At 47.8% G+C, this 25954-nt stretch carries 31 protein-coding genes; 23 read left to right on the top strand and 8 right to left on the bottom strand.

Annotated elements, in window-relative coordinates:
- Complete coding sequence (locus tag BFP76_RS14810) at window positions 1-171, top strand: integrase core domain-containing protein (protein WP_099591504.1); 171 nt, start codon at window positions 1-3, stop codon at window positions 169-171.
- A 43-nt stretch (window positions 172-214) separates the two neighbouring features.
- Window positions 215-1168: a hypothetical protein gene (locus BFP76_RS02075; RefSeq protein WP_099591503.1), complete on the top strand. Its 954-nt coding sequence runs from the start codon at window positions 215-217 to the stop codon at window positions 1166-1168.
- 448 nt (window positions 1169-1616) lie between these two features.
- On the opposite strand, the gene BFP76_RS02070 is transcribed toward BFP76_RS02075, so the two are convergent.
- Window positions 1617-2036 carry a hypothetical protein gene (locus BFP76_RS02070; RefSeq protein ID WP_099591502.1) on the bottom strand — a complete coding sequence of 140 codons (420 nt, stop codon included), beginning with the start codon at window positions 2034-2036 and terminating at the stop codon, window positions 1617-1619.
- 174 nt (window positions 2037-2210) lie between these two features.
- Between BFP76_RS02070 and BFP76_RS14600 the strand changes: the two genes are divergently transcribed.
- The 12 genes from BFP76_RS14600 (at window position 2211) to BFP76_RS02015 (ending at window position 12084) form a co-directional block, all read left to right on the top strand.
- On the top strand, window positions 2211-2387 hold the full coding sequence (locus BFP76_RS14600; RefSeq protein ID WP_165775631.1) for a hypothetical protein: 177 nt from the start codon (window positions 2211-2213) through the stop codon (window positions 2385-2387).
- A gap of 382 nt (window positions 2388-2769) precedes the next feature.
- Window positions 2770-3909, top strand: coding sequence for a Fic family protein (locus BFP76_RS02065; RefSeq protein WP_099591535.1), 1140 nt, complete (start codon window positions 2770-2772; stop codon window positions 3907-3909).
- 284 nt (window positions 3910-4193) lie between these two features.
- On the top strand, window positions 4194-5027 hold the full coding sequence (locus BFP76_RS02060) for a hypothetical protein (protein ID WP_099591501.1): 834 nt from the start codon (window positions 4194-4196) through the stop codon (window positions 5025-5027).
- A gap of 199 nt (window positions 5028-5226) precedes the next feature.
- On the top strand, window positions 5227-5640 hold the full coding sequence (rsfS, locus tag BFP76_RS02055) for a ribosome silencing factor (RefSeq protein WP_420818647.1): 414 nt from the start codon (window positions 5227-5229) through the stop codon (window positions 5638-5640).
- Window positions 5641-6108, top strand: coding sequence for a 23S rRNA (pseudouridine(1915)-N(3))-methyltransferase RlmH (rlmH, locus tag BFP76_RS02050; protein ID WP_099591499.1), 468 nt, complete (start codon window positions 5641-5643; stop codon window positions 6106-6108).
- Between the two features lie 69 nt (window positions 6109-6177).
- The gene (locus BFP76_RS02045) at window positions 6178-6468 is read left to right on the top strand and encodes an SCP2 sterol-binding domain-containing protein (protein ID WP_099591498.1); all 291 of its coding nucleotides are present in this window, start codon (window positions 6178-6180) and stop codon (window positions 6466-6468) included.
- 57 nt (window positions 6469-6525) lie between these two features.
- Window positions 6526-8052, top strand: coding sequence for a 2,3-bisphosphoglycerate-independent phosphoglycerate mutase (gpmI, locus tag BFP76_RS02040; RefSeq protein WP_099591497.1), 1527 nt, complete (start codon window positions 6526-6528; stop codon window positions 8050-8052).
- Window positions 8049-9188, top strand: coding sequence for a murein hydrolase activator EnvC family protein (locus tag BFP76_RS02035; RefSeq protein WP_240513958.1), 1140 nt, complete (start codon window positions 8049-8051; stop codon window positions 9186-9188). The genes gpmI and BFP76_RS02035 overlap by 4 nt, the downstream gene beginning before the upstream one ends.
- Window positions 9189-9196: 8 nt before the next feature.
- A complete protein-coding gene (locus tag BFP76_RS02030; protein ID WP_099591496.1) occupies window positions 9197-10525 on the top strand; it encodes a S41 family peptidase in 1329 nt (442 codons plus the stop codon).
- A gap of 48 nt (window positions 10526-10573) precedes the next feature.
- Window positions 10574-11059: an RNA pyrophosphohydrolase gene (locus tag BFP76_RS02025; RefSeq protein WP_099591495.1), complete on the top strand. Its 486-nt coding sequence runs from the start codon at window positions 10574-10576 to the stop codon at window positions 11057-11059.
- Between the two features lie 55 nt (window positions 11060-11114).
- Window positions 11115-11633: a hypothetical protein gene (locus BFP76_RS02020; RefSeq protein ID WP_099591494.1), complete on the top strand. Its 519-nt coding sequence runs from the start codon at window positions 11115-11117 to the stop codon at window positions 11631-11633.
- Window positions 11634-11649: 16 nt separating this feature from the next.
- The gene (locus tag BFP76_RS02015; protein ID WP_099591493.1) at window positions 11650-12084 is read left to right on the top strand and encodes a c-type cytochrome; all 435 of its coding nucleotides are present in this window, start codon (window positions 11650-11652) and stop codon (window positions 12082-12084) included.
- Here BFP76_RS02015 and BFP76_RS02010 read toward each other — a convergent pair.
- Window positions 12074-12868 carry a hypothetical protein gene (locus tag BFP76_RS02010; RefSeq protein ID WP_099591492.1) on the bottom strand — a complete coding sequence of 265 codons (795 nt, stop codon included), beginning with the start codon at window positions 12866-12868 and terminating at the stop codon, window positions 12074-12076. The genes BFP76_RS02015 and BFP76_RS02010 overlap by 11 nt on opposite strands.
- A gap of 49 nt (window positions 12869-12917) precedes the next feature.
- Window positions 12918-13199 carry an I78 family peptidase inhibitor gene (locus BFP76_RS02005; RefSeq protein WP_099591491.1) on the bottom strand — a complete coding sequence of 94 codons (282 nt, stop codon included), beginning with the start codon at window positions 13197-13199 and terminating at the stop codon, window positions 12918-12920.
- A gap of 66 nt (window positions 13200-13265) precedes the next feature.
- On the opposite strand from BFP76_RS02005, the gene BFP76_RS02000 reads away from it, so the two are divergent.
- From BFP76_RS02000 to BFP76_RS01975, 6 genes are read left to right on the top strand one after another with little or no spacing between them, the layout of a single operon-like run.
- A complete protein-coding gene (locus tag BFP76_RS02000) occupies window positions 13266-14378 on the top strand; it encodes an S-(hydroxymethyl)glutathione dehydrogenase/class III alcohol dehydrogenase (protein ID WP_099591490.1) in 1113 nt (370 codons plus the stop codon).
- A gap of 9 nt (window positions 14379-14387) precedes the next feature.
- Window positions 14388-14879, top strand: a complete 492-nt coding sequence (locus tag BFP76_RS01995) for a GNAT family N-acetyltransferase (RefSeq protein WP_099591489.1) — start codon at window positions 14388-14390, stop codon at window positions 14877-14879.
- Window positions 14880-14935: 56 nt separating this feature from the next.
- Window positions 14936-16339 (top strand): Si-specific NAD(P)(+) transhydrogenase, encoded by a 1404-nt coding sequence (gene sthA, locus BFP76_RS01990; RefSeq protein WP_099591488.1) that lies wholly within the window; start codon window positions 14936-14938, stop codon window positions 16337-16339.
- On the top strand, window positions 16336-16797 hold the full coding sequence (locus BFP76_RS01985) for a YaiI/YqxD family protein (RefSeq protein ID WP_099591487.1): 462 nt from the start codon (window positions 16336-16338) through the stop codon (window positions 16795-16797). The genes sthA and BFP76_RS01985 overlap by 4 nt, the downstream gene beginning before the upstream one ends.
- On the top strand, window positions 16794-17414 hold the full coding sequence (locus tag BFP76_RS01980; RefSeq protein ID WP_099591486.1) for an HAD family hydrolase: 621 nt from the start codon (window positions 16794-16796) through the stop codon (window positions 17412-17414). The genes BFP76_RS01985 and BFP76_RS01980 overlap by 4 nt, the downstream gene beginning before the upstream one ends.
- 2 nt (window positions 17415-17416) lie before the next feature.
- Window positions 17417-18352: an ornithine cyclodeaminase family protein gene (locus BFP76_RS01975; protein ID WP_099591485.1), complete on the top strand. Its 936-nt coding sequence runs from the start codon at window positions 17417-17419 to the stop codon at window positions 18350-18352.
- Here BFP76_RS01975 and BFP76_RS01970 read toward each other — a convergent pair.
- The 3 genes from BFP76_RS01970 to BFP76_RS01960 all read right to left on the bottom strand — a co-directional run bounded on the left by BFP76_RS01970 (window position 18321) and on the right by BFP76_RS01960 (window position 21888).
- Window positions 18321-19778: a heme biosynthesis protein HemY gene (locus tag BFP76_RS01970; RefSeq protein ID WP_099591484.1), complete on the bottom strand. Its 1458-nt coding sequence runs from the start codon at window positions 19776-19778 to the stop codon at window positions 18321-18323. The two genes, BFP76_RS01975 and BFP76_RS01970, sit on opposite strands and share 32 nt — an antisense overlap.
- Window positions 19779-19795: 17 nt before the next feature.
- Window positions 19796-21085: a COG4223 family protein gene (locus BFP76_RS01965; protein WP_099591483.1), complete on the bottom strand. Its 1290-nt coding sequence runs from the start codon at window positions 21083-21085 to the stop codon at window positions 19796-19798.
- A 101-nt stretch (window positions 21086-21186) separates the two neighbouring features.
- Window positions 21187-21888, bottom strand: coding sequence for a uroporphyrinogen-III synthase (locus tag BFP76_RS01960; RefSeq protein WP_099591482.1), 702 nt, complete (start codon window positions 21886-21888; stop codon window positions 21187-21189).
- Window positions 21889-21965: 77 nt separating this feature from the next.
- Between BFP76_RS01960 and tsaD the strand changes: the two genes are divergently transcribed.
- From tsaD to BFP76_RS01945, 3 genes are all read left to right on the top strand, one after another.
- Window positions 21966-23063 carry a tRNA (adenosine(37)-N6)-threonylcarbamoyltransferase complex transferase subunit TsaD gene (tsaD, locus tag BFP76_RS01955; RefSeq protein WP_099591533.1) on the top strand — a complete coding sequence of 366 codons (1098 nt, stop codon included), beginning with the start codon at window positions 21966-21968 and terminating at the stop codon, window positions 23061-23063.
- Window positions 23060-24031: an NAD(P)H-dependent glycerol-3-phosphate dehydrogenase gene (locus BFP76_RS01950; protein WP_099591481.1), complete on the top strand. Its 972-nt coding sequence runs from the start codon at window positions 23060-23062 to the stop codon at window positions 24029-24031. The genes tsaD and BFP76_RS01950 overlap by 4 nt, the downstream gene beginning before the upstream one ends.
- 75 nt (window positions 24032-24106) lie before the next feature.
- Window positions 24107-24493 carry a DUF1761 domain-containing protein gene (locus tag BFP76_RS01945; RefSeq protein WP_099591480.1) on the top strand — a complete coding sequence of 129 codons (387 nt, stop codon included), beginning with the start codon at window positions 24107-24109 and terminating at the stop codon, window positions 24491-24493.
- On the opposite strand, the gene BFP76_RS01940 is transcribed toward BFP76_RS01945, so the two are convergent.
- Both BFP76_RS01940 and BFP76_RS01930 read right to left on the bottom strand, forming a co-directional pair.
- Complete coding sequence (locus BFP76_RS01940) at window positions 24490-25209, bottom strand: extensin-like domain-containing protein (RefSeq protein WP_099591479.1); 720 nt, start codon at window positions 25207-25209, stop codon at window positions 24490-24492. The genes BFP76_RS01945 and BFP76_RS01940 overlap by 4 nt on opposite strands.
- 271 nt (window positions 25210-25480) lie before the next feature.
- Entirely contained in the window at window positions 25481-25822 is a 342-nt protein-coding gene (locus BFP76_RS01930) for a DUF2853 family protein (RefSeq protein ID WP_099591477.1), read from the bottom strand.
- Window positions 25823-25954: the final 132 nt, after the last annotated feature.

Below are 25954 nucleotides of genomic sequence, written 5' to 3'. Positions count from 1 at the left end.
GTGCTAAACGCCGAATGGTTCCACAGTGTCAGGCAAGCACAGGTGGCTATAAATCTGTGGCTCAGAGAATATAACCACATCAGGCCACACCAGGCATTGAATATGCGCCCGCCAGTTCCAGAAACCTTATTAGAGAAAGCCAAAATTAGTGGTACAGAAAAATGGGGCTAGACAACATGCGTAGATCGTCAAACATTCTGTGGGGTATGAAGCTATGTCTGATGAACTTGATGCCTCTATCCCACTCTTTGAAGACGATAATGATTGGAGCCCTCAAAACAGAACTGAGGTCGTTGCCCGTGTTAAATCAGAGATCAACACACAAACGATACGAAAGCAGAGACCCCGAAAGTTACCCCTATCTAAACTTGAAATCGAGGATCAGGTATTCCAACAAAGGGAGCTGGATTACAGCAATCACAATGGCACTATCCCTTACCATGTCGATAACCTTTTAAGAAACTTGAGGGGGGAACCAGACAATAGGTTAGACCCAATTACAGTTTGGTTCTCAGGCCAACGGTGGCTCATTCTCGACGGACACCATCGCCACGCCGCCTATCTCAAATACATTGATGAGGTGGGCGAGACAGAAGATAACTTTGAAGTGCCAGTAGAGGTCTTTGAGGGTACTTTTGAAGAGGCCTTTGACGTTACTATTCAGGCTAATAAAAAGGTGTCAGAACCACTCACCGCCACCGCCCGAAGCAATGGGGCTTGGAGAAGAGTTTGTCTTGATGCGGCTGAAGATGGGAAGTGGGTGTTGTCAAAGAGAGAGTTGACTAAACTGGTTACTGCAAGTGCCTCGCAAGTAGGGAACATGCGGAAGACTTACCGTGCTTTGTCTGAGATGGAATTGAAGCGCTTTACCAACGATGAAGTGATCAGTTTATCCAGCCCAATAGACTTGAGTTGGGCAGAAGCATTGGAAACAGCAAATGGAGGCAAAGCGGTTGGGGACTTTACGCCAGACGAACAGAAGCTGAAAGCCATCGAGATTGGAAAGGCTTTGGGTCGTACTTTCGGGAAAAGCCTTTTGAGTGATCTTGATACTTTCTTGCTAGGGGTAGGCGAGTATTCTCCACGACTACTAGAGTTACTCGTTGAGCGTGTCCTAGAGGATCATGGTGTCTTTAATGAGGAGCTGGATACCTGCGAAGACACTTGAAAGGGAGCTTTTAGGGTATCCTTAACATAAGTGTACATTTTGTATACCAATCACCCCTTCCACTTGACAGGATTCAGCATTTAGATTTTAAGGTGGGAGGGTGCTATTCTATCCACTTGCGGGTAGGTCTCGCTCCCCCTTTAAATCAATAAAGGGAAACCAAAATGAAAATCTTCAACACAGTCATCAACATGCAACAATCTCCCCGTTTAAAGGGAGCGCCTCGCCTTGTGTGGGAGCAGGGTGCTACCAAAGTTTCTAGCTAAATGCATTGAGGAGCTTCGGCCTGCTCTTCATTATAGAGCGATTGAAAGTTAAGGCACCAACGGCTCACAACATCATATAGTAAATACCTAAACCATAGGGAACGCTTGATAGGCTGCGCGAGTAGTTTTGAGGTCCCCTGTAATCACCTGAGATGCAATCCAAGTGTGTCTTGGGTGGCCATTTATTTTGATTTGTCTTTGGGGTGATGCCACTGACCCGCCGCCTCAATAAGATCGGCACAATCTATTTCACCAGACAGTGATTGAAAGGCAAACTTATTGGCTTGCTTCATTGTCTTCAGGCCGTCTTTGTAACCGCAACCAAACCCTATAGGTAAAAATGATAAAGCCAGATGTAAGTCTTTAATTTTGGCAAACGCTTTTCCATGGGCCTCAAGTAATACATGTTTCAAGTCAGCTTTCTTCATCTCGGCATCCAACCACTCTGCTTCCCAAACTTCCCAACCGCCACTATTTGATTCACTTGGTTCCATAATATAGTAGCTGTCATAATCGAAATTCCAGCACCTATCATGTACAATGATCTTAAAGTCCTGCCCCTCAAAAACTTCTGGTACTGAATTTGCAACATCTTTCGGCAATGTATTCTCCTTATGTGGACTGTAGTAGTTTGACTCTTTTTAGGTCAATTGTACAAGTATACGGCATACTTACAATTCCGTGTGGCTCAACATGGCTAGAAGAATAATTTACAGCGTGGGACAGTCTCACGTTTATGAGCTGTTTGATAAAATAGTCCAAATAAGGAGAATAACATGACAGAAAACAATGAGCGCATACTATTGGATGTCGCCAAGTTAATTCGTGACCACAATATAACAATTGGCGAATTTTACACTGCTATTGGTTGTGAGTTTGAGAACGTCGCAGACATGGCGTCAGACGAAGTATCAAAGCTTGCAGGCATATTTATTGGTTGGCAAAATGATTAACCCATAGAAGGTGCTAAAAATACACACGAACGAGACGACAAAGACATAGCCAAGCTGATTTTAATGCGAACCATGCTGAAGAGCATTGCCGTTTTAGCCGTGGATTTTCAATCATTGTTAGATGCCTTTTTAGGCCAAGGCACCACACACCACATTTAGTACTCATCTAGTAGAAAACACCTAAATTGCGACTTTGTGTATGTTTATTGGATTCTTTGGAGACCCAACACCCTTTGATGGCCCTTTTGGAGACACAAGAGTTTTTGTGTATCTATTTTAACATTTTTAGAGACACAAGTCGATTTGACGTGTATATATGCAACTCAATCAACTTTGTGAATCAAATCGCTTAGAATTGAAGACACAAACTAAAGAGGCCCAAATGCGCAGACCTATTGCAGAATACGATTTCACAGACGCCGTAAAATACCATTACAATAAGTTTCCGCCGACAGAGCTTGATTACTCCAAGTTAATCGAACCAGTAGCAAAGGCCACAGATGCCCTCGCACGTTATGACCAAATGCTTAAAAGTTTGCATAATAGTGAGTTTTTGCTTGCGCCATTACGCAGTCAAGAAGCGCTAGTATCATCTAGGATGGAGGGCACCATATCCACATTGGACGAGGTGATGAGGTACGAAGCTGACCATGACGAGGTAGACGAACCATTAGGTTCAGAGACACGCTACGAGGCCTTCGAAGTCGCTCTTTTTGGTGCCGCAATTAAGGCCGCGCAAAAAGCGATGAATGATGGGCAACCACTTTCAGAATCACTTATCAAACAAGCGCACCGAACCCTATTAAGCTTTGGTCGTGGGGCGGCAAAATCCCCTGGGCTTTACAAAAAAGATCAAAACTACATAGGCGATGATCGAACACGTAAAGTATTATTTGTACCGATTTCTCCCGAACAGTTAGCCCCCTCAATCGAAAAATTAGTGACCTTTATGAATAGTGACGATTTTCTACCACTGCTAATATCCGCTATCGCACACGTAGAGTTCGAGGCACTCCACCCTTTCAATGATGGCAATGGGCGCATCGGGCGACTGCTAATAACACTTAGCCTCTGGGAAAAGGGTGTAATAAGCCAACCGCATTTTTACATCAGCGCCTATCTTGAAGAGCAAAAAGAAGAATACATTGAAAGAATGCGAGCCGTATCTACGGAAGGCGATTGGACGGGCTGGTGTGTCTTTATGTTAGAAGCGATTTGCGAGCAGGCGAATAGAAACCTCCAAACAGCAAGCGCAATTAGTCAGCTATATGAAGAAATGAAGGATGAATTTCGTGAGGTACTAGCTTCACAATGGGCGACAGTAGCTCAAGACTTCATTTTCAGTCAGCCAATCTTTAGAAACAATAGATTCACAAGGCAAAGTGGTATTCCGAAAGCAACTGCCGCCAAATTTACTCGCTCACTTGTAGATAGAGGACTCTTAATAGAAATCATTCCAGCGTCAGGAAGGAGAGCCGCAATGTATGCATTTGAACCGCTAATGGAGATTGTACGAACCTAAAGTACTAATTTTCAAAAGCCTCAAGAAGTCTCACAGTTGATAGTACCACAATTAGTTACACAAAATCAAATTAGGGACTTTAAAGTCCCTTTGAAACATAGGGACTATGTTGTACCATCGAGCTCCTCTCCTGGGCACCAAGTGTCTGTATTCACAAAAACCCACAAACATATATTCAAAAAACCCACGTTTCTGTGGTTTTTGATATGGTTTGTTGGTGTATAATATATTTGTTTTGTAAAACTGATTGTTGTTTTTAAGCGTAACTATTTGTGGAGATGTTCATGACAACAGTTGAAGTTAGCGAGCGCTCTGGTTTTCCTTATTTTTGCATTTCGGCACCATCGGTTCAGAGCATAGAACAAGCAAATGCGGTTGTTGATATTTTTGAACAAAGTCTTTCTAAGTGTTCCGTCGAATACGCAAATCTGATCTTTCAGCACGCGGTGATCATCGATGATATCAAATCAAATGGTTTGCCTTTGCAAGATTGGAACATTCTGGCGATCGAGCCTACGGCATCTGAAGTTGAACAGAAACAATTGCTAAGTGCATTTCAACCTGGTTGGTTTTGGCTACATGTTGGTTCGTTGGACGCAGGATGGGATGTTGTTGAAAGATGGGTCAGCATCATTGAAAATATCTCTCAAAAAAACACTGATACTTGGGGTAACAAACCAGGGATTTGGGAAAATGAAGGCGGCGTTGCCCTTGGCGAAAGTGCAGTTCTTTGTTTGGCCATGCGTGATAAAAAATGGCTTCCCCTATACAGCCGTCTTATGAACGTATGGGATCTGGGTCACGAAGTGCACACGCGTAGTAGCATCAACGCCCTTTTTAACAAATACGGCTTGATTGCACCCATGGCCGATTTGTTGGTCCAAAGGGTTTCTGTGGACGGTCAACATGGCCCAAGACAAGTCTTTGGCACGCTTCGCGATGACATTCGTCGGATGTTGCCAGAGAGCCAATTTGACGCTTTTTATGATCGCGCATTGAGCGCATTTCGCGATTCAACCAAGGCTTGGATGGACTGGCCACCAGATGAAAGAAATCTAGAAAAATTTGCGATTACGGATGATTTGCGAGAGATTGCGAAGCGGCTGGGTGCCACGTAGGTTTAGGCTCTAAGAAGACTATCAGATCTACTTTGTTTCCTTAATCTCGTCACCTTCAAATGGATTTTGCCTGCGGCGCGGATATTTTTAACATTTGGAGAAATAACCTTATGGATGGGGCTGGATCACGTCCGTGTGTTTCGCCTTGTCGATAGATCGTTGCTCTGTTAGTTTGGAGATACCTTAGCACCAAGGATCGGTGCGTTATACGGAGGATACGGTTCTGGCTAGAACTGTTGATGCAGCAGAGGCTGCAAATGCGACAAACATCCCGAGCATGTCTTTGCTCGATTTGGTTTTGAATTCACTTCAAGATGACAAAGCAGAGGATATCATTCCCATCGACCTGTCTGGAAAATCTTCCATGGCGGATCATATGGTTGTGGCATCTGGCCGTTCATCACGCCAAGTGGCCGCAATTTCTGAAAAGTTATTGCAGCGGATCAAAGAAACCACAGGGATCATCGCAAAGCTGGAAGGCAAAGGCACGGGCGACTGGGTTTTGGTGGATGCGGGCGATATTATCGTTCATGTGTTCCGTCCAGAAGTGCGCGAATTTTACCAGATCGAAAAGATGTGGTTGCCTGACGAAGCCGAACCAGCGGACGCATAAATGCGCGTGCAACTATGCGTGATTGGCCGATTGCGAAATGGGCCCGAACGCATATTGATCGACGACTATCTTGATAGATTTAACAAAGCGGGACGGGGCATAGGCCTTGGCCCTGTTGTTGTGCATGAAATGGAAGCCAAGAAAAGCGGCATGGCTGAGGAAGCCACGCTGTTGCGCCGTGCCATTCCCAAAGGTGCGGTTTTGATCACGCTGGATGAGCGCGGCAAGGTGATTTCCAGCCCCGATTTTGCAGATCAACTGGCCAATTATCGCGACCAAGGGCGTGGTGATATTGCCATTGTTATTGGGGGCGCAGATGGCATTGCACCCGATCTGCGCAAAGAAGCGGATTTCAGCATCAGTTTTGGCAAAATGGTTTGGCCACATATGTTGGTACGCGTAATGATTGCAGAACAGTTATACCGCGCGGCCAGCATTTTAAATAACAGCCCCTATCACCGCGTTTAATGTCGTCACGAAAGAATTGTTTGGTTGGGTCATTTGAGTTAGCGGATTAAAAACTTTGGAAAGAATTACATGACACATACCATAGAAGACATCGTCGCCCTGTTGGATAGCAAAGCACGCGGGAACATTCGCGGCAGTGCAAAATTGGTTTTTACCGATCTTGCCACCATAATCTTGACCGAAGACGGGGCCACATTGGGTGATGCAGACGCCGATGTGACATTGAGTGCCGCACCCGAAGTTTTTGCCGCGATTTTGGATGGGAGCCAAAACCCAATGATGGCCGTGATGAAGGGCAAGTTAAAGGTGGATGGCTCAAACACGCGCGCGTTAAAGGTGAGCGACATCTTAACACGTTGAACGGTTGATTACGCGGCCTTTGCACAGTAAAACGCTGATAAGCAAAGGACATTATCCATGACGACCCCCAAACCTGTTATTCTGTGTATCCTCGATGGCTGGGGATTGAGCGATGTAACCACTGGCAATGCCGTGGCGCTGGCGAAAACCCCAACGTTTGATCGGATCATGGCCGATTACCCATCATCGACATTGATCACTTATGGCACGGATGTTGGTTTGCCCAAAGGGCAGATGGGCAATTCCGAAGTGGGCCATATGAACATTGGCGCTGGGCGTGTTGTGGAAATGGATCTGCGCAAGATTGAAGGCGCGATTGAGCGGGGGGAGTTTGACAGCCTGCCCGGGATCACGCGGTTTATTGAGGCGGTCAAGAACAGCGGCGGTGTTGCGCATTTATGTGGCGTGCTATCCGATGGTGGCGTGCATAGCCATGTGGATCATATGATCGCAACGACCAAGGCCGCGGTTGCGGCGGGTTTAGACGTAAAGTTGCACCTGTTTGGCGACGGGCGCGATGTGGCGCCAAAGTCGGCGATTGGATATTTGGAACATTTGGAGCGTGAGCTTGGCGATAGGGTTGAAATCGCGAGCATATCTGGGCGGTATTTCGCGATGGATCGTGATAATCGCTGGGAGCGTGTGGCGCAGGCCTTTGGCGTGATGGTGCATGGGGATGGCACACGCGGGGATAATGCGCGTGCGGTGATTGAAGCGGCCTACGCCAATGGCGTGACGGATGAATTTATCCCGCCAACCGTGTTGGGCGATTATGCGGGGATGCGTGATGGCGATGGTATCTTGTGTTTGAATTTTCGCGCCGATCGTGCGCGTGAAATTATGGCGGCGATCGGTGATCCAGCCTTTGAGGCGTTTGATACTGGAGCGCGGCCATCGCTTGAGATTATCAGCGGGTTTGGTGAATATTCAGATGCGCATAATGCTTATATGGATGCGGTATTTCCAAATGAGGATATTAAGAACACGTTGGGCGAATGGGTTTCAAAACATGGGCGCAAACAGTTTCGCATTGCCGAGACTGAGAAATACCCGCATGTGACGTTTTTCCTGAACGGTGGGGTAGAGACACCCGCACTGGAAGAGCATCGATATTTAGCGCCGAGCCCCAAAGTGGCCACATATGATTTGCAACCTGAAATGTCATCGGGCGAAGTCACCGAACATTTGATCGAGGCTATCACACAGGGCGGTTATGATTTGATCGTCGTAAATTATGCCAATCCCGATATGGTTGGACATACGGGTGATTTAGATGCCGGTATTGCCGCATGTGAATCGGTTGATCGTGGGTTGGCGGCCGTGATGATGGCGCTGGATGCGCAGGGTGGTGCGATGATTTTATGCGCCGATCATGGCAATTGTGAAACCATGATTGATCCCAAAACGGGTGGACCGCACACCGCACATACAACCAACCCCGTGCCCGTGGCATTGGTGGGTGGCCCCAAAGGGGCGATGTTGCGCAATGGCGGGCGATTGGCGGATCTTGCACCCAGCCTGTTGGTATTGATGGGTTTGGAACAACCCGCAGAGATGACAGGCGAAAGTTTGATTATTCAATGAAACCTGTGCGCCCCATGATCGGAGTGATTGCCGCGATGTGTTTGGCATCAGGCGCATATGGCGCGGCGAGTTCAACCAAAATGGCACGCGATGCATCGCAATCGTTGCGCGATGCAAGTGCCAAGCTGATCGCGGCGGAATCCGCTGATGATCGCATTGCGGCACTTACGCAAACCATTCGTGCATTCGAAGCAGGATTATTGGCCATGCGTGATGGATTGCGCAATGCCGCCATTCGTGAACGCGTGATCAAGTTAGAATTTGAAAATCGGCGTGATCAGATTAGCCAGCTTTTGGGTGTGCTGTTAACGTTGGAACGGGCGACAACGCCGCTATTATTAATCCATCCCGAAGGCGCGGTTGGGACAGCACGATCTGGCATGATGGTGTCAGAGGTGACACCAGGATTACAACAAGAGGCAGAAAACTTACGTGTGCAACTGGCCGAATTGGAAGAAATTCGTTCCATGCAACAAATCGCAGAAGAAGATTTACAGCTGAGCCTTGCAGGGGTGCAAGAGGCGCGCGTGAAACTTTCCCAAGCAATCAGTCAGCGCGAAGAATTACCAAAACGATTTAGCGAAGACCCCATTCGCATTCAAATTTTGGCTGACAATAGCGCGACATTGGATTTTTTCGCAGATGCGTTAACGCAAATTCCATTTGATGAATTGGATGAACAGCCGATTCCATTCGAAGAATTGCGCGGAAAATTGGCGTTTCCGACCACAGGGACCTTGTTGCGTAAATTTAACGAGACAGATGCGGCCGGGTTAAAGCGACCTGGAATATTGCTGGCAACATCCAGTCTGGCATTGGTTTCTGCACCTGTTTCAGCAACAATTCGATACGCTGGGCCATTCCTTGATTACGCAAATGTTATTATTCTTGAACCCGATGCAGGTTATCTTATTGTATTGGCAGGCATGAGCCAAGCGTATGGCGCGGTTGGCGAAGTGGTTGAAAAAGGCGATCCTGTGGGGCTTTTGGGTGGAAAAGAAGCGAAACTTGGCGATTTTCTGGTCGACGCATCACAAGGGAGTGGTACTCTGGGGCAAGAAACGCTCTATATAGAAGTACGAGAAAACGGAAACCCGACGAATCCTTTGGATTGGTTCGGATTGGAACAGAATTAGGATATCTGATGAACAAATTGTTTATGGCAGCTTTGGGTGGCACGCTTGCGGGGGTTGTAATGACATCGCAATTTACCGGCCCGTTGATTGCACAAGAAACGGCAAAGGTGAAATCGACCTATGAACAATTGGATTTGTTCGGAGATATCTTTGAGCGTATCCGTTCGGCATATGTTGAAGAGGTTGATGAGGGCAAATTGATCGAAAGCGCGATCAATGGAATGCTTACATCCCTTGACCCGCACAGTAGCTATATGCCGCCAAGCGATTTTGATTCCATGCAGGTACAAACGCGCGGCGAATTTGGAGGCCTTGGCATCGAGGTGACACAAGAAAACGGCTTTATCAAAGTTGTTTCACCGATTGACGATACACCAGCTGCAAATGCCGGCATCGAAGCGGGCGATTTTATCACCAAGGTCGATGGCGACAGCACGATGGGTTTATCGCTGGATGAATCCGTTGAAAAAATGCGCGGGCCAGTTGGATCAGAAATTGTCATCACCATCGCACGCGAAGGTGTAGAAGAACCATTTGATGTGTCAATTGTTCGCGACATTATCAAAATCAAAGCCGTGCGCGCACGCACCGAAGGTGAAACCGTCATTTTGCGCGTGTCATCATTCACCGATCAAACATATGAAAACCTAGAAGATAGCCTGACAAATCAAGTGAGCGAGTTGGGCGGAATTGGCAATGTAAACGGGTTCGTCGTGGATTTGCGCAATAACCCTGGTGGGTTATTGAAACAAGCGATCTTGGTTTCAGACGCGTTTTTAAACAAAGGTGAAATCGTTTCAACACGTGGGCGCGACAGCAATGATAGCGAACGGTTCAACGCAACCGAAGGCGATTTGGCGCAAGATAAACCCATCGTGGTTTTGATCAACGGCGGTTCTGCATCTGCATCTGAAATTGTGGCCGGTGCATTGCAAGATCATCACCGCGCAATCGTGATTGGCACCACCAGTTTTGGTAAAGGTTCGGTTCAAACCATCATGCCACTTCAAGGCGATGGCGCAATCCGTTTGACAACGGCGCGGTATTACACGCCATCTGGGCGATCCATCCAATCGTTGGGTGTTGCACCCGATATTTTGGTTGAACAACGCCCACCGCTGGATGATGTGCTGGAAGAAGATTCACAAGCACAACGATTTGAGGCAGACCTGCGTGGGTCGCTGGAAAATGACAGCCTGACCGACGATGAGCGCAAACAATTGGAAGAAGAGCGCAACGCGCAAATCGAAACGGCCAAGCTGCGCGATCAGGATTATCAACTGGCCTATGCATTGGATGTTCTAAAAGGTTTGTCCGTCTTGAAAAACGGTAACTAATCCGTGGGGGCATAGCCGCCCCCACACATTTTACCCCAAGGTATTCACATGACCGAAGAAGAAATTTACGCGCTGCCATATCGTCCTTGCGTGGGGATAATGTTGTGCAATCGACATGGCGGAATTTTCGCAGGCCAACGTTTGGATAACCCCACCGCCGCATGGCAGATGCCACAAGGTGGTGTGGAAAAAAACGAAGATCCGCGCAATGCCGCACTTCGTGAATTGGAAGAAGAAACAGGAATCCCCGCCAATGCGGTTGAAATCATCGCACAGACGGACGATTGGATTCCCTATGATTTACCACATGCCTTGGTTCCAAAATTATGGAAGGGCAAATATCGCGGCCAAAAACAGCAATGGTTTTTAATGCGGTTTTTGGGCGATGATGATCTGGTGAATATTCAAACTGAACACCCTGAATTTTCGCAATGGTGTTGGATGCCTGCCGATCAATTGTTGGACAGTATCGTGCCGTTCAAACGCGCGACCTATGAACAGGTATTACGCGAATTTCAATCACAGTTGGCCTAGCCCCAGTTTGAAATCCGTTCAATCGTTATTACCTGAATAGGCGAGAGGATTTGATATGAAACAGTTTATGTTACTGACATGTGCGAGCATTATGTTTGCCCAATCCGCCCATGCGCTGTCTTGTATGCGCCCAAATATTGCACGTTCATTTAACGAATTTGCCCAAAGTGACGACATATATGTATTGGGATTTGGCAAGATAACCCCAACGCAAAAAATCATCGACCCAAACAAGGGCAAAGACGGTGTTGCAAAACATGAATCCTATTCCGTTCAGGCAAGTTTTAGCGGCCGTTTCATGGGCAAAAGCGGATGGGGTGAACCAAAAACGCTGCCTGTGCGTGTAGAGGTTCAATGTTTGTCGATCTGGTGTGGTGGTTTTCCTTCCGGCAAACAAGACGCCATCGCATTTTTTCAGAAAACCAAATCTGGATATGTGTTAAACATGGGGCCCTGTGGTGGAAATTACAAAGCATCACCAACCTCACAAGAGCAAAGCATTCTAAAGTCCTGTTTTCGAAACAATAAATGTTCGAATGCGCAGATTGAAAAACTTGGTGGCACGTATCGCTAATTCTTAGGGGGGCTTCATGAAACCAATTTATGTATTTTTCACGGCTCTTGCGTTTGGCGCATCTGCCTTTGCGCATGGCAATGCAACGGGGGCGGTTTTGGAACGCATGGAAGGAATGAAATCCATTCAGGCCGCAATGAAATTATTGGGAAAACAGGCTGGCACCAATGATGCATTTGATTTTTCTGCTGTGAATGCTGCGGCCACTGATATCATGCATCATGCAAACGAAATACCCGCCGTTTTCGCAGAAAAGGATTTATCGATGCCCACAGAGGCCAAAGCGGAAATCTGGGAAGAAATGGATGCATTTAACAAGCTTGCAGCCGCATTAGAATCCGCAGCCCAGATCGCCGCGAATGCGCAAAATGCAGATGAATTGAAATCCGCAATGGGGGCAATTGGCGAAACCTGCAAAGCCTGTCACAGCCAATATCGTATCAAAAATTAAACGGCACATACCAAGACATGCTAATCGATGGGCCGTGATGTGTTTCATCCGAAATGTAACGCCGATCAGCGGTGTAGCGCAGGTTTAAATTCAAATTCCCCCGCTCATAGATCGGCCATTTCAACCGCAGGCCTGCATCAAGTTTGAGTTTGTTATTGTAATCCAGCCCGTCATGATCGCTGACAAATCCAGCGCCCAGAAATACACCCATTTTTGGCGCTGGGTTGATACGGCGAAGTTGCGTGATTTCACGCGCCAGTTCAAATCGCCCTTGTCCTACCCAATTATCCGCCCGCGGACCATCACGCCCCGCAGAATTGCGCAGATTGGCCCACCCGCTCAACACAATTTGATCGCCATCCTTGGCCGGTTTCAACCGTTTCCAAAGATCAAAATCCACTGTTGCAATCCAACGTTTGTGCCGTGTCTGCGAAAGGTCGCGATTGTCCATATCGTATCGCGCACCAAACGCGATCTTTGATCCAGCGAACAATTCATAGCGCAGTTTTGCACCAATGCTCAGTCGTTGTTTGGATGCAAAACCATTATCTTGGGAATCGCGCGCACCAAAAAGCGCGCTATATAAAATGAATTCACCTGGGACCAAAACGGGGCCGTAATTCACACTATGCGTTAATGTGGTTTCCGCGTTGAGATTGTCATCATCCGCAGGCAAAGCAGAGTTTGGAAAGACCACAGCGCCAGAAAACACGCTACTTGATTTAGGTGTGGCATTCACCGCGTGGGGCGCAAGAATCATCAAAAGAGCAGCAATTTTTTTCATATGACCATTGTCATGGCCAAGAATTGCGAATTTCTAAACGCGCAGAAAATTAGCCGCAATAAATACGTTCAATGCGACCTAATTTTCCGATGGTGATATTCATACGATCGCTGCGGTAATCCATTGTCACCGCCATATCTGGCCCAATGACGCGCGTATTTTTGGGCAGCGTTACGCCATCTAAAAACGATTGGGGCTGCCACAATAAATGTTGATAAGACGCCGCCGCGCATTCCTTGGGCGTATCGATTACTTCTACTGGCATTTGCGTTTCGCAAGCCACAACGCCAAGCATTGCACCACAGATAAACAAAGTTTTTGTACCAAACATAAATCTCTTTTCCTTACGGGGCAAAATTGCCTACACTCTGGCTGAAAATCAGCTTGGAGATGAAACATGATAACACGCGCCGCCGTCGCCTTGGAAGCAGGCAAACCACTTGTCGTTATGGATGTAAACCTAGAAGGCCCCAAAGCAGGCGAAGTGTTAATCGAGGTTAAGGCCACAGGCCTGTGCCACACAGATGAATTCACCCGTTCGGGAGACGATCCAGAGGGCGCATTCCCCGCCATCCTAGGCCACGAAGGTGCCGGCATTGTGATCGAGGTTGGCGAAGGCGTCACTTCGCTAGAAGTTGGCGATCACGTGATCCCGCTTTACACACCTGAATGTCGCGAATGCGAATATTGTTTGAACCCAAAAACAAATCTGTGTCAAAAAATTCGTGCTACCCAAGGTGCAGGCGTTATGCCCGATGGTACCACGCGATTTTCGATGATGGATGGCACGCCGATCCTGCATTATATGGGCTGTTCCACATTTGCCAATCACACGGTGATGCCTGAAATCGCATTGGCCAAGGTGCGCAAAGACGCGCCATTTGATAAAATCTGTTATATCGGTTGTGGTGTCACAACGGGTATTGGCGCGGTGATCAATACGGCCAAGGTTGAAATTGGATCAACCGCGATTGTGTTTGGTTTGGGCGGCATTGGTTTGAATGTGGTTCAAGGCTTGCGCCTTGCTGGGGCCGATCAAATCGTTGGTGTTGATTTGAATGATTCCAAGGTGGAAATGGCAACCAAATTTGGCATGACTGATTTTGTAAACCCCAATGATGTTGATGGGGATCTGGTCGAACATCTGGTTAACGTCACGGGTGGTGGCGCGGATTACACATTTGATGCTACAGGCAATGTGAATGTGATGCGCACCGCATTGGAATCCGCGCACAAAGGTTGGGGCGAAAGCGTGATCATCGGCGTGGCCCCTGCGGGTGCAGAAATTTCCACGCGTCCATTCCAATTGGTAACCGGGCGTGTTTGGCGCGGCACCGCATTTGGTGGCGCATCTGGGCGCACAGATGTTCCAAAAATTGTTGATTGGTACATGGATGGGAAAATCGAAATCGACCCGATGATCACCCATAAACTCTCGCTTGATGAAATCAACGAAGGTTTCGAATTGATGCACCAAGGTAAATCGATCCGCGCGGTTGTTGAGTTTTAAGTTCGAAACATGATCCAAATCTCGCCTGCCACGAACACTGATCAAGATGCAATTTGGGCAATCTTGAAACCTGTGTTTCGTGCAGGCGATACATATGCCATCGATCCGGATATCAGCCGCGACAACGCGCTGGCATATTGGATGGATGGCAATCATCGCGCATTTATTTGCCATGACGACGATACCGTTTTCGGCACTTATTACATCTGCCCAAATCAAGGCGGTAATGGTGATCACATTTGCAATTGTGGTTTTGCCACCGGTAAAACAGCACAAGGCAAAGGCGTGGCGCGCACAATGTTGGATCACGCGCTTACAACCGCCACAACGATGGGCTTTAAGGCCATGCAATTTAATTTCGTGGTTGCGGCAAACACACGTGCCATTGCGATTTGGCAACGTAACGGATTTGACACCATCGGGCGCATTCCCGATGCATTTAACCACCCACAAAACGGTATGGTTGATGCATTAATAATGTATCGCAAATTGGGTGAATAAACCTTGCACGAAAAAACCCGTGCAAATATCCTGATTTTGAAACACGGGAACAAAGCATGTCTCATTATGACTTGATTATTATTGGCAGCGGGCCATCGGGGCGCGCCGCTGCAATGCAAGCGGGAAAATTAAAACGCAAAGTGTTGGTTGTGGAGCGCGGACGCAAAGTCGGGGGTGTTTCCGTACATTCGGGTACGATCCCATCAAAGACGCTTCGTGAAACGATCATGAATCTATCGGGTTACCGCGAGCGTAGCTTTTATGGCCGTGCACACCGCGCCAAGGATGTAATCAAAGCGGATGATCTGCGCCAAAGATTGGTTAAGACATTGAACTATGAGGTTGATAACCTTGAAAATATGTTCGCCCGCAATCACGTGGACATCATGCATGGCGAGGCCCATTTTACATCCAAATCATCAATCGAAGTTATCGGCGAAGATGAAGAACGCATTACATTCACTGCAGATCGGTTTTTAATCGCCACTGGCACGGTACCATTTCGCCCCGATTATATCCCATTCAACGGCAGCACCGTTTTAGACAGCGACGATGTAATCGAGCTGAAACGCCTTCCACGGAGCATGATTGTTATCGGTGCAGGCGTGATTGGTGTGGAATACGCCACCATGATGCAGGCCTTGGACGTTAAAGTAACTTTGATCGAGCCGCGAAAGACTTTTCTGGATTTCATCGACTCCACCCTTATCCAAGATTTTTCTCATGAAATCAGGGATATGGGGCTTGACCTTCGTCTGGGGTGCAAGGTCACATCCGTGGTCGATGAAGGCGATCAAATTGTGGTTCAAACCGATAATGGCCGCCGTGCCTGTGCGGAAATGCTGTTGTTTGCCGCGGGGCGTATGGGTGCCACGCAAAGCTTGAATTTGGCTGCATGTGAATTGGAAACAGACCATCGTGGCCGCATCGAGGTCGCCGAAAAAACCTATCAAACCAAACAACCCCATATTTACGCCACTGGTGATGTGATCGGCTTTCCAAGCCTTGCATCAACATCGCTTTCGCAGGGACGGATTGCATCCTGTCATGCGTTTGGCGAAAAAACCTTGCCTGAATCGCCTTGGTTTCCCTATGGCATTTATTCGGTGCCCGAAATTTCAACCTGCGGCATGTCCGAAGAGGAACTTCAGGAACGTGGCATTCCATATGAGGTTGGTATCGGCAAGTTTCGCGAAACATCGCGGGGCAACATCATGGGGATTGAACATGGCGTGTTAAAAATGCTGGTCAGTTTGAAAACACGGCGCATTTTAGGTGTGCAAATCATGGGCGAAGGCGCGACAGAGCTAATTCATATTGGCCAGGCGGTGATGAACCATTCAGGGACGGTGGATTATTTCATCGAAAACACATTTAACTATCCCACCTTGGCAGAGGCCTACAAAGCCGCTGGTTTTGACGCCTGGCAACGTATGCCGAAACCCGAAATGAAATCATGACCAGTGTTTATGTCGATGCGGATGCTTGCCCCGTGAAAGACGAGGTCGTGCGCGTGGCGGAACGACACAAATGCAAAGTGTTCATCGTATCAAACGGCGGTTTGCGCCCCAACCCACATCCGTTGGTGGAAAATATTATCGTTCCCGATGGTCCCGATATTGCCGATATGTGGATTGCAGATCGCGCAAAATTGGGCGATGTGGTGATCACAGGTGATATTCCATTAGCGGCAAAAACAGTGGCCAGTGGTGCGCGAACCATTCGTCATAATGGTGATATGTTTACATCAGCAAACATCGGTAACCAATTGGCAACACGTGATTTAATGGCAGATGTACGCGCCGCAGATCCATTTCATCGCGGCGGTGGAAAACCGTTTTCCAAGACCGATCGTTCCAATTTTCTCAACAGCCTAGAGCGCGAAATTCGCGCCGCCCAAAAGGAGGCAACCCCATGATTACGGCCGTAATATTTGATATCGGAAATGTTCTGATCGAGTGGCAGCCAGAACGGCTCTATGATGCAGTGATTGGATCTGATCGCCGCAAAGAAATGTTCGCCGAAGTCGATCTGCATGGCATGAACGATAGCATTGATCGTGGCGCACCCTTTAAGGAAACCATTTATGATTTCGCCGATAAAAACCCAAAATGGCGCGATGAAATTCGCATGTGGCATGACCGTTGGATTGAAATGGCAGCACCCGTTATCCCCCAATCCATCAGCTTGCTTCGCACGTTAAGGTCAAAGGATATCCCTGTGTTTGCATTGACAAATTTTGGCATTCAAAGCTTTGATTACGCTGAAACAGTGTACGATATTTTAGGCGAATTTGACCAACGATATGTATCGGGTCATATGGGCGTAATTAAGCCAGATGCGTTAATCTATGAAATGGTCGAAGAACGATGTGGGCACCCACCCGAAAATCTGTTGTTCACAGATGATCGCGCGGACAATATCGAAATGGCATCATCACGCGGATGGAATACGCATCTTTTCACATCACCGCAGGGCTGGGCGGATTGTTTGGTTGAACACGGGCTGTTAACCAAGGCCGAGGCAACAGTTTAACGATGACACATATTCCATTGATATCATTCGATGAAATGGACAAACACCTGTCGTGGAAAGCCATGGCAGAGGCCATTCGTGCAGGTCACGATTTGCCCAAGGCACAGTTGCAGGATGTGTTTATTCGCCGTGATTCTGACACGCTTTTGAATCGTAGCGCATGGGTCGATGGATTAGGCGTTGCAGTTAAGGCCGCAACCGTATTTCCCAAATCTGATCCATCTGTGGATGGTGGTATGTTGGTGTTTGATGATGACTCCGGCGCATTGCAAGCGGTTGTAGATTTCAAACTTGTCACCAAATGGAAAACCGTCGCCGACAGCATGTTAGGGGCAAGCCTGTTGGCGCGGCCTAAAAGCAAACGTTTGTTGGTTGTGGGTGCCGGAACGGTCGCAGAAAATCTTATCAGCGCCTATCAATCGTTTTTCGATCTTGATCATATTTCCGTTTGGAGCCGCACCGAAAAATCTGCGCAAAAATTGGCGGCGAAAACAAATACAACGCCCATTACGGATTTGGAATCGGCCGCAATAGATGCGGATATCATAAGCTGTGCCACGATGGCGACGGAACCTGTTGTTTCTGGGGATTGGCTGCAAGCTGGACAGCATATTGATCTGATCGGCGCCTATCGCGGCGATATGCGCGAAGTTGATGATGCCGCCCTAACTCGCGCCCGCATTTTTGTGGATTCTCGCGACACAACGATTGATCATATTGGCGAGTTGAAAATTCCAATTTCCCAAGGCGTAATCACCGCGAATGACATCATCGCCGATTATTACGATATTCCCATGGGTAAATTTGCACGCAATTCAGATGATGAAATCACCCTTTTCAAAAACGGGGGTGGTGCGCATATGGATTTGATGATTGCCAAAGCGATTATCGCGCTTTGGCAAAACATTAATGCGGCTGGGCAGATTCATCAGGAGTGATAATCTCTGCATCTGGTACGTCTGTATCTGGCTGTTTTTCAGCCTCGCCCGTTAACATACCCGCGGTAAAGCCGAGCATCGCCGTGCTGCTTTGCAAGTCAGCGCTGGTTGGGGGAACCTTCCATTCCAAAGTGTCAAACCCAGCACAATTTTCGCAGCGCGGTGTCCATGCGGCGTGGATGTTGGAACAGTTTCCACATACCCACTGTGGCCCACGTGGTGCATCAAGCGCCTTGTTCAGCCAACCGCGAACAACTTGTTCGGATGCTCCTTCGCCTTTTTCAATCGCGGCCATGATTGTCAGCGAACGTGTGGTTGGTTCTGACTGTGCCAGTTCACGCGCTGCGCGACGTGCGGCGGGGAAATCTTCGTCTGCAAGGGCGAGCTCTGCCTTGAGCAGTTTTGTTTCGCTATTTTCAGGATGCTGTTTGGTTAACACCGCGAAACGTTTCAATCGCGCAGTTGGTGTTTCGTTTGGTTCAACCTCTGCCAATGCAGCCGCAAGATCGGGATGTGGGTTTGCGCCCCACGCCTTTTTCAACACCGCCGTTGCCGCACGATTGTTGTTGTTAAGCATGTGCATTTCCGATGCCAATACGGCCGCAGGCACCAATGCGGGCGAAAGCTTGTTCGCATTAAGCGCTGCATCTTTACCCGCCTCGATATCACCAGCGTCCAGCATTTGACGCGCATCGGCAAGGGCAACAACAGCCTCGCGGCGTTTACCAACATCTTTGGGCAGGTTGTTTGTCCGCACCTTGGCCTCGATCGTTTTTTGCGCACCTTGCCATTCGGATTTTTCCGTTTGCAAATCAAACAATGTTTGCAATGTCGCCCCGTGATTAGGGCGCAGCGCAAATGCTTTTTCTGCCAATTTTAACGCGGTATCCGTATCGCCATCTGCCAATTTTTGTTTCATAATCCCATGCACACCAACAAAGCGCGTGCGATCATTATCCAACAATTGTTTATAATATTTCATCGCGCGATCCGTATCGCCGTTCAATTCGGCGGCTTGGGCGCTGATTAAATTTGTAAGCTCTGGTTTATCCAAATACCGTTCTGCGGTGGCAATTTGTTTAATGGCTGTGCGTCCTTCGCCAGCGGCCATTGCAACCATGCCATCGGTCAGGGCATCAAACCCGCGTTTTTCTTTGTTTCGACCAAAATATCGTGTGATCGCAGTTTCGTCGCCATTGAAAAATTTGAAGATCGAAATTGCCAAACCCACCAAAAATTCAGTGACCCATAATGCCGCGATAAACAACACAATCGCCAAAACAGCCTGCATCGGTGAAATGCTAATTTCTTGATCACCAAATTGGATATTCACAGATCCGCCCGTGTCAATAATTTGACCTGCACCAAATGTAATTGCCGCGATGACAACAACGAAAAGGACGATTTTAATAAGAGACCAAAGCATAAAAAATTCCTTTTCGATTAACGATCAAATGAGGCAGCAATGGATTGCAACGCAGTTTGCGCATCCGCACGCGCCGTTGCATTCCCTGTCCATTCAGACATAGCAGATTTTGCACCATCATTCAGCGCGGATAGCTCGGCCAATGCGCCTGACAAATTATTTTCATCCAGCGCACCTTGTACGCGTGATAAGATCGCGTCGGTATCATCGCCCGCTTTTGGTTTTAATGAACGCACGGTGACTTGGGATTTGAAAAACGATGAGATTTTTCCGCCCACACTATCCGCTTGCTCTGATGCAATTGATGCCTTGAGTGCCGCATGTGCCGCTGGTGAAAAACTTGATTTCAGCTCTGCCATTGGCATGACGCCAGATTGTGCACTATCAGAAAGTGTGGCTGGTATTTCCACGCCATTATTTCCCAGATGCGTCAAAACGCTTTCAAAACTTGCCCCTGATTCAAGCGCGGTTGAAAGATCGCTAATCGCTTTCTTAACCTCTGCATTGGCCACACGCGCATTTGCTGTTTCGGTCACAGCGGCAATTTTGGTTTCCGCTTCTTGTACCTTTCGCTCAGAGCTTACGGATACCTCGTCAATTTTCTGGCTTAACGATCCTTGCTTGGATGACACATCGTTAAGCTCTGCTTTCAACCCTTCGATCGTGGCGGCATAGCTTGCGATTTTGGCGGCGGTGGCGTCATCAACGGTTCCACTGTTCAGATCAACATCCGCCAATTGATCGGTCAATGATGTAAGCTGTGCTGCGACACCTTCCATGCGGGTTTCAATCGATGACAGTCGCGATTCAATATTCGCACTGTCCGCCGCGGCAAGTTTGTCGGCAAATTCCTGGATCGTTGCCGAATTTTTGGCGTCATATTGTGCAAACGCCGCATCAATCGTTGCTTGTGTGTCATCTGCATTGGCAAGATCGTCAAATTTTAAATTCAACTCATCGCGCAGATCGGCGATCTGTTGCGCTGCTCCTGATTGTCCGGGTGCCAAAAATTCAGCAACAGGTGACAGGCCAGCGGGCAAATGTGGCGCAATTTTTGGACCACCCCAAAGCGCGATACCGCCACCAATCGTCAACAATACCAACCCTGTCAGCACCATAGATGACAGGGACGAGCCATGCGCCAATTCTTCGCCGTCATCGATATGATCGTCTTCGAATTCAGCTTCCATTTCGTCTGACGGCGTTTCAATAACGTCATCTTCAACAGTTAGGGTATCTTCAACAGATGAATCTACGGAAGTTTCATCCGTAGTTGTGTCGGTTGTTTTGGAATCTTTATTCGCCACGCTCGATATCCCCTTGATCGTCTGTTCATTTAATATAGGGCGCTTTTACCCCCTATAAAAGGTTTGCAGTGAATTCTATGAGTCGACAAGCAGAGATTACGTCATTTACCTGCGGTATATGCGCCTGACACCAATGATAACATGCCTGCGCGATTGGGTGATTTGGCAATTTGAACATAGCAATTGGGCATATCAGATAATAGCGCTGCGACCTGATCGCTGATGCATGGTAAAATCAAATTTCGCGGTTTGATTTGCTGTAATTGCGCACGCAATATGTTCGCGCCATTGGTTGAAAAAACAGGAATAACGCATTGTTCAGAATGTATAATATTGCGAACACCGCTTAAAAAATCCACCGGAATTTGACGATAGGAAGCATATGCATCACAGGCAATTCCACGGCGCTCTAGATTTGCGCATAAATCAAACGATATTTGTTCGCCATGAACATAACAAACAGGCCCATCCGTAATCATTTCCGCCATCGCCGCGCCATCACCCGATCCTTGGGTGACAAAAAAACCAGCAGCACGTGCGCGCGTTGCAGTTGCGTCATTCACGCAATATGCGTGATTGCCAGAAACACGATGTGCACGCAGATAAGCGTCAACACCGTTGGCTGATGTGAACGAAAAAATGCGATTCTCGGGCGGCGGGAGAGTAACTGGTAAAAACGCAATTTCCACAAGTGGTGCATATTCCACCGCTACATCATCACAAATTTCGCGTAACGCATCTATGAAATCGCGTGCCTGTCCCATCGGGCGCGTCATGATCAAAACTGGTTTTGGTGACTTCATGGTTGCTTTACGTTGAATGGATCGTTCTGGGGTGATACCCCGTTATGGAATATGAACATGCAATGGGCCAATTGGCAATGGAACAGAACACCACCATCCTTGGAATCGAAAGCAGCTGTGACGATACAGCCGCTGCGATATTGCAACAAAGCAATGGCAAGGGCGTTATTTTATCATCTGTTGTTTCTGGCCAAGAAGACCTGCATGCCGCATTTGGTGGTGTGGTTCCCGAAATCGCCGCGCGTGCACATGTGGAACGTTTGGATTTATGCGTTGAAAAGGCAATTGCCGATGCCCAAATTTCGCTATCAGAAATTGACGCAATCGCGGTGACGGCAGGGCCGGGGTTAATCGGTGGAGTCATCAGCGGCGTCATGTGCGCCAAGGGATTGGCAGCGGGGTTAAACAAACCCCTGATCGGGGTGAACCACTTGGCTGGGCACGCATTAACACCACGCATGACAGATGGCATCGCATACCCATATTTAATGCTATTGGTCAGCGGCGGACATTGCCAATTTTTGGCAGTGCAAAGTGTCGAAAAATTCACGCGCTTGGGTGGCACAATTGATGATGCACCTGGCGAAGCATTCGACAAAACGGCCAAGCTATTGGCGCTTGGTTATCCCGGTGGGCCGTTGGTGGAAAAGGCCGCACTTGCAGGTGATCCCGCCAGATTCAAATTTCCACGCCCATTGTTGGATCGCGCGGGCTGCGACATGTCTTTTTCGGGTTTAAAAACCGCATTGCGCCGAGCACGCGATCAAATCGTTTCGGAAAAAGGTGGGATCAGCAAACAAGATCGATCCGATCTTTGTGCCAGTTTTCAAATGGCGGCTGCTGATACATTGGCGGAAAAAACACGACGTGCCTGTTTGGCATTTTTGGATTTGTCCAAAGCCCATTCACCAACAATTGCCGTTGCCGGCGGTGTTGCCGCAAATGGAGTTATTCGCGGCAAACTGGAACAAGTCGCAAAAGATGCAGGGTTCGATTTTCTCGCACCACCGATGAAATATTGCACCGATAATGCCGCGATGATCGCATGGGCAGGATTGGAAAGATTCAATGCTGGATATAGCGATGACATGACCCTTGCCGCACGTCCCCGCTGGCCGTTAGATCAATCAGCCGCACCAATGCTGGGATCGGGCAAAAAGGGGGCAAAGGCATGAATAATATCGGTGTGATCGGTGCAGGCGCATTTGGCACAGCATTGGCATGCGTGTTTGCCAACGGGGGCAATCACGTCACCTTGTGGGGGCGCGATCAGGCCAAAATGAATGCAATGGCCCAGTTGGGTGTGAATTCGGATTACCTGCCAGATTTACCACTGCCAAACGGTTTATTACCCACATCGGATTTTTCGCGCCTACTGGATATGGATGCCATTTTGATGGTTGTACCAGCCCAACATTTACGCGGTTTATTGGCACAATTAGATTTTACAAAAATACCCTGTCCGATCATTTTTTGCGCCAAGGGCATTGAATCTGAAAGCGGAAAATTACAAACCGAAATCGGCAACGCGTTTTTACCAGATCACGATATTGCAGTGATCACAGGGCCTGGATTTGCACAAGAAATCGCGGGTGGAAAACCAACCGCGCTCACCATCGCCAGCGATAATCCCGTGCTTGGTGAACGATTGCAAGAAATGTTATCCACCCCAAGTTTGCGATTATATTTATCCAACGATATGCGTGGTGCACAACTGGGTGGTGCTTTGAAAAACGTGTTGGCAATTGCATGTGGAATTGTCGCGGGCAGCGGCCTTGGCCAGAGCGCACAGGCCGCCTTGATGACACGTGGATTTGCAGAAACCTCGCGGTTGGGGCTTGCCATGGGGGCGAAAATTGAAACGCTTTCTGGGCTATCTGGATTTGGGGATTTGGTTTTAACCTGTACGTCCAAACAATCGCGCAATTTTTCGTTTGGTCATACGCTGGGGCGCACCGGAGCGTTTTCCACGGGTAAAACATACGAAGGTGTTGCAACGGCAAAGGCTTGTTTAAAACTAGCGCAACAATTCAACGTCGAAATGCCCATCGCACAAACCGTTGCAGATATTTTAGACGGGCAATTGGATGTACCAACTGCGTTGACATCATTGATGTCTCGTCCGCTAAAATCAGAATTTTAGATAACGCGCAAAATTACAAAGCCCTAGATTTTTCGCTTTTCTCACTGCATAATTTTCACATTTAGGGAGGATATCATGCAATTCATCGCCGTTATAATCGCCGCTATCGCTAGTTTTGGGTTCGGAGCGATCTGGTACATGAGCCTTGCCAAACCGTGGATGGCCGCCGCCGGTGTTAGCGAAGAACAGGTTAAGGCCGGTGCGGGGCCAGCGCCCTATATCATCGCGTTTATCAGCGCCATTTTGGTTGCTGGCATGATGCGCCATATTTTCGCTAGCAGCGGCATCGACACGGGTGGCAAAGGATTGATAAGCGGGCTTGGCATTGGGTTGTTTATGGCATCACCATGGCTGGCAACCTGTTATTCATTCGGAATGCGTTCCAGAAAATTAATCGCAATTGATACAGGTTACATCACATTTGGCAGCGCTATCATGGGATTAATTCTGGGGCTGTTTTAACGACAACTGTTCCAGCGTCCTTGATCAAAATGAAAATGATCTTTGTGAAGGGCATTATAATCTGGGCTCAGGGTCACATTAAACCAATCACAAGCGCCATCACGAATGGAGCGTAAAAATATCGCTTTGTTCGATTGATCATCCCAATCAGATAAAACAGAAACTTTCTGACCATCCGCCAAAACAAACCCTGCGATATCCACCGCATTCGCGCTGGCGTGTTCGCTCATGCGGCGGCGCTGACCATTTGTTGTGCGTATAGGGCGGCATGAATAACTGGAAAAATGTTCTACACGCGCCACCGATTGCCCCAAATGTTCAAAAGCGGCGGATTGTAGCGCATGGCGTTCCCACAACGCCAATCGCAACGCAATTTCACATTTTGTTTCCATTGGCGCGATTGATGATTGTCCAACTTCGCGCAATTCAACACGGTTTTTAATGTGGCAATTTTGTTCATCAATGCGATCATTCATATTGCGAAAATTTACATCCAATTGCGCCAACAAAGTGCTACATTGTGCGGGGTTTTTTAGCGCGCGGCGCAATTTATAATCTGTAAACCGCGTATGTTTGGCCATCGGGTCAAATGGGCTAACCGGGTTCCATTCATCTGGCAGTGGGGAATTGGGCAGATAAATCAAGCCGGCAATCACCCCGCCCCACAACAGGCAAAGTGATATCACCACCCCATTCAACCATCGCAAAAACCGCATTTGACCTGCCTAAATTTGACGCTGCACCGAACATCCATTTGAAAGAATATTCAATGCCAAAGAAAAGGGAAGCTCCATAGCGGAACCTCCCTTACCCCACAGCCCAAAACGGGTGCTCACCAATTTTGCATGATGGGATATAGATATGATTGTTTTAACATTGCAAATTTTGTTTGTGAATAAATTAAGATAATTCAGCTTCTTAACCATCACTTCAAAAATAAAAGGGGCGCACATGCACCCCTTTTCGAAACTGATATTTTTGGTCAAATCAACCGTAAACAGATTCTTTGCCAAAATGTTTTGTCAGCATGTAATAGACAACTGCGCGGTATTTTGAACGTTCTGAACGGCCATATGTATCCATGGCTTGATTGATCGCATCCATCAATGCAGGACTGTCAGCCAAACCCAATTTTTTGATCAAAAAATTGTTTTTCACTGTTTCAAGTTCGGCTTCTTGAGTAGCCGCAACAGTGGATGCATCTTTGTTGTAAATTGCTGGCCCACAACCGATGGTTACTTTTGTCAACAGATCCATATCTGGTGACATGCCACATTTATTTTTCAAATCGTCTGCGTATACCGCGATCAAATCGTCTCTTTTGCCCATGAAATTGCTCCTTGTTTTCAAAGCAGGTTATTAATTTCAGCAACAGATAATCGAACTCTGCCACCTCCCGTGGGTTAAAGATAGGGTATGTTGCAGCCCAAAAAAAGAGGCAAGATGCAGAAACATCTTTTC

It is taken from the genome of Paramylibacter kogurei, assembly GCF_002742285.1.
Lineage (GTDB): Bacteria > Pseudomonadota > Alphaproteobacteria > Rhodobacterales > Rhodobacteraceae > Amylibacter > Amylibacter kogurei.
This window is presented reverse-complemented; position numbering and strand designations above follow the sequence as displayed.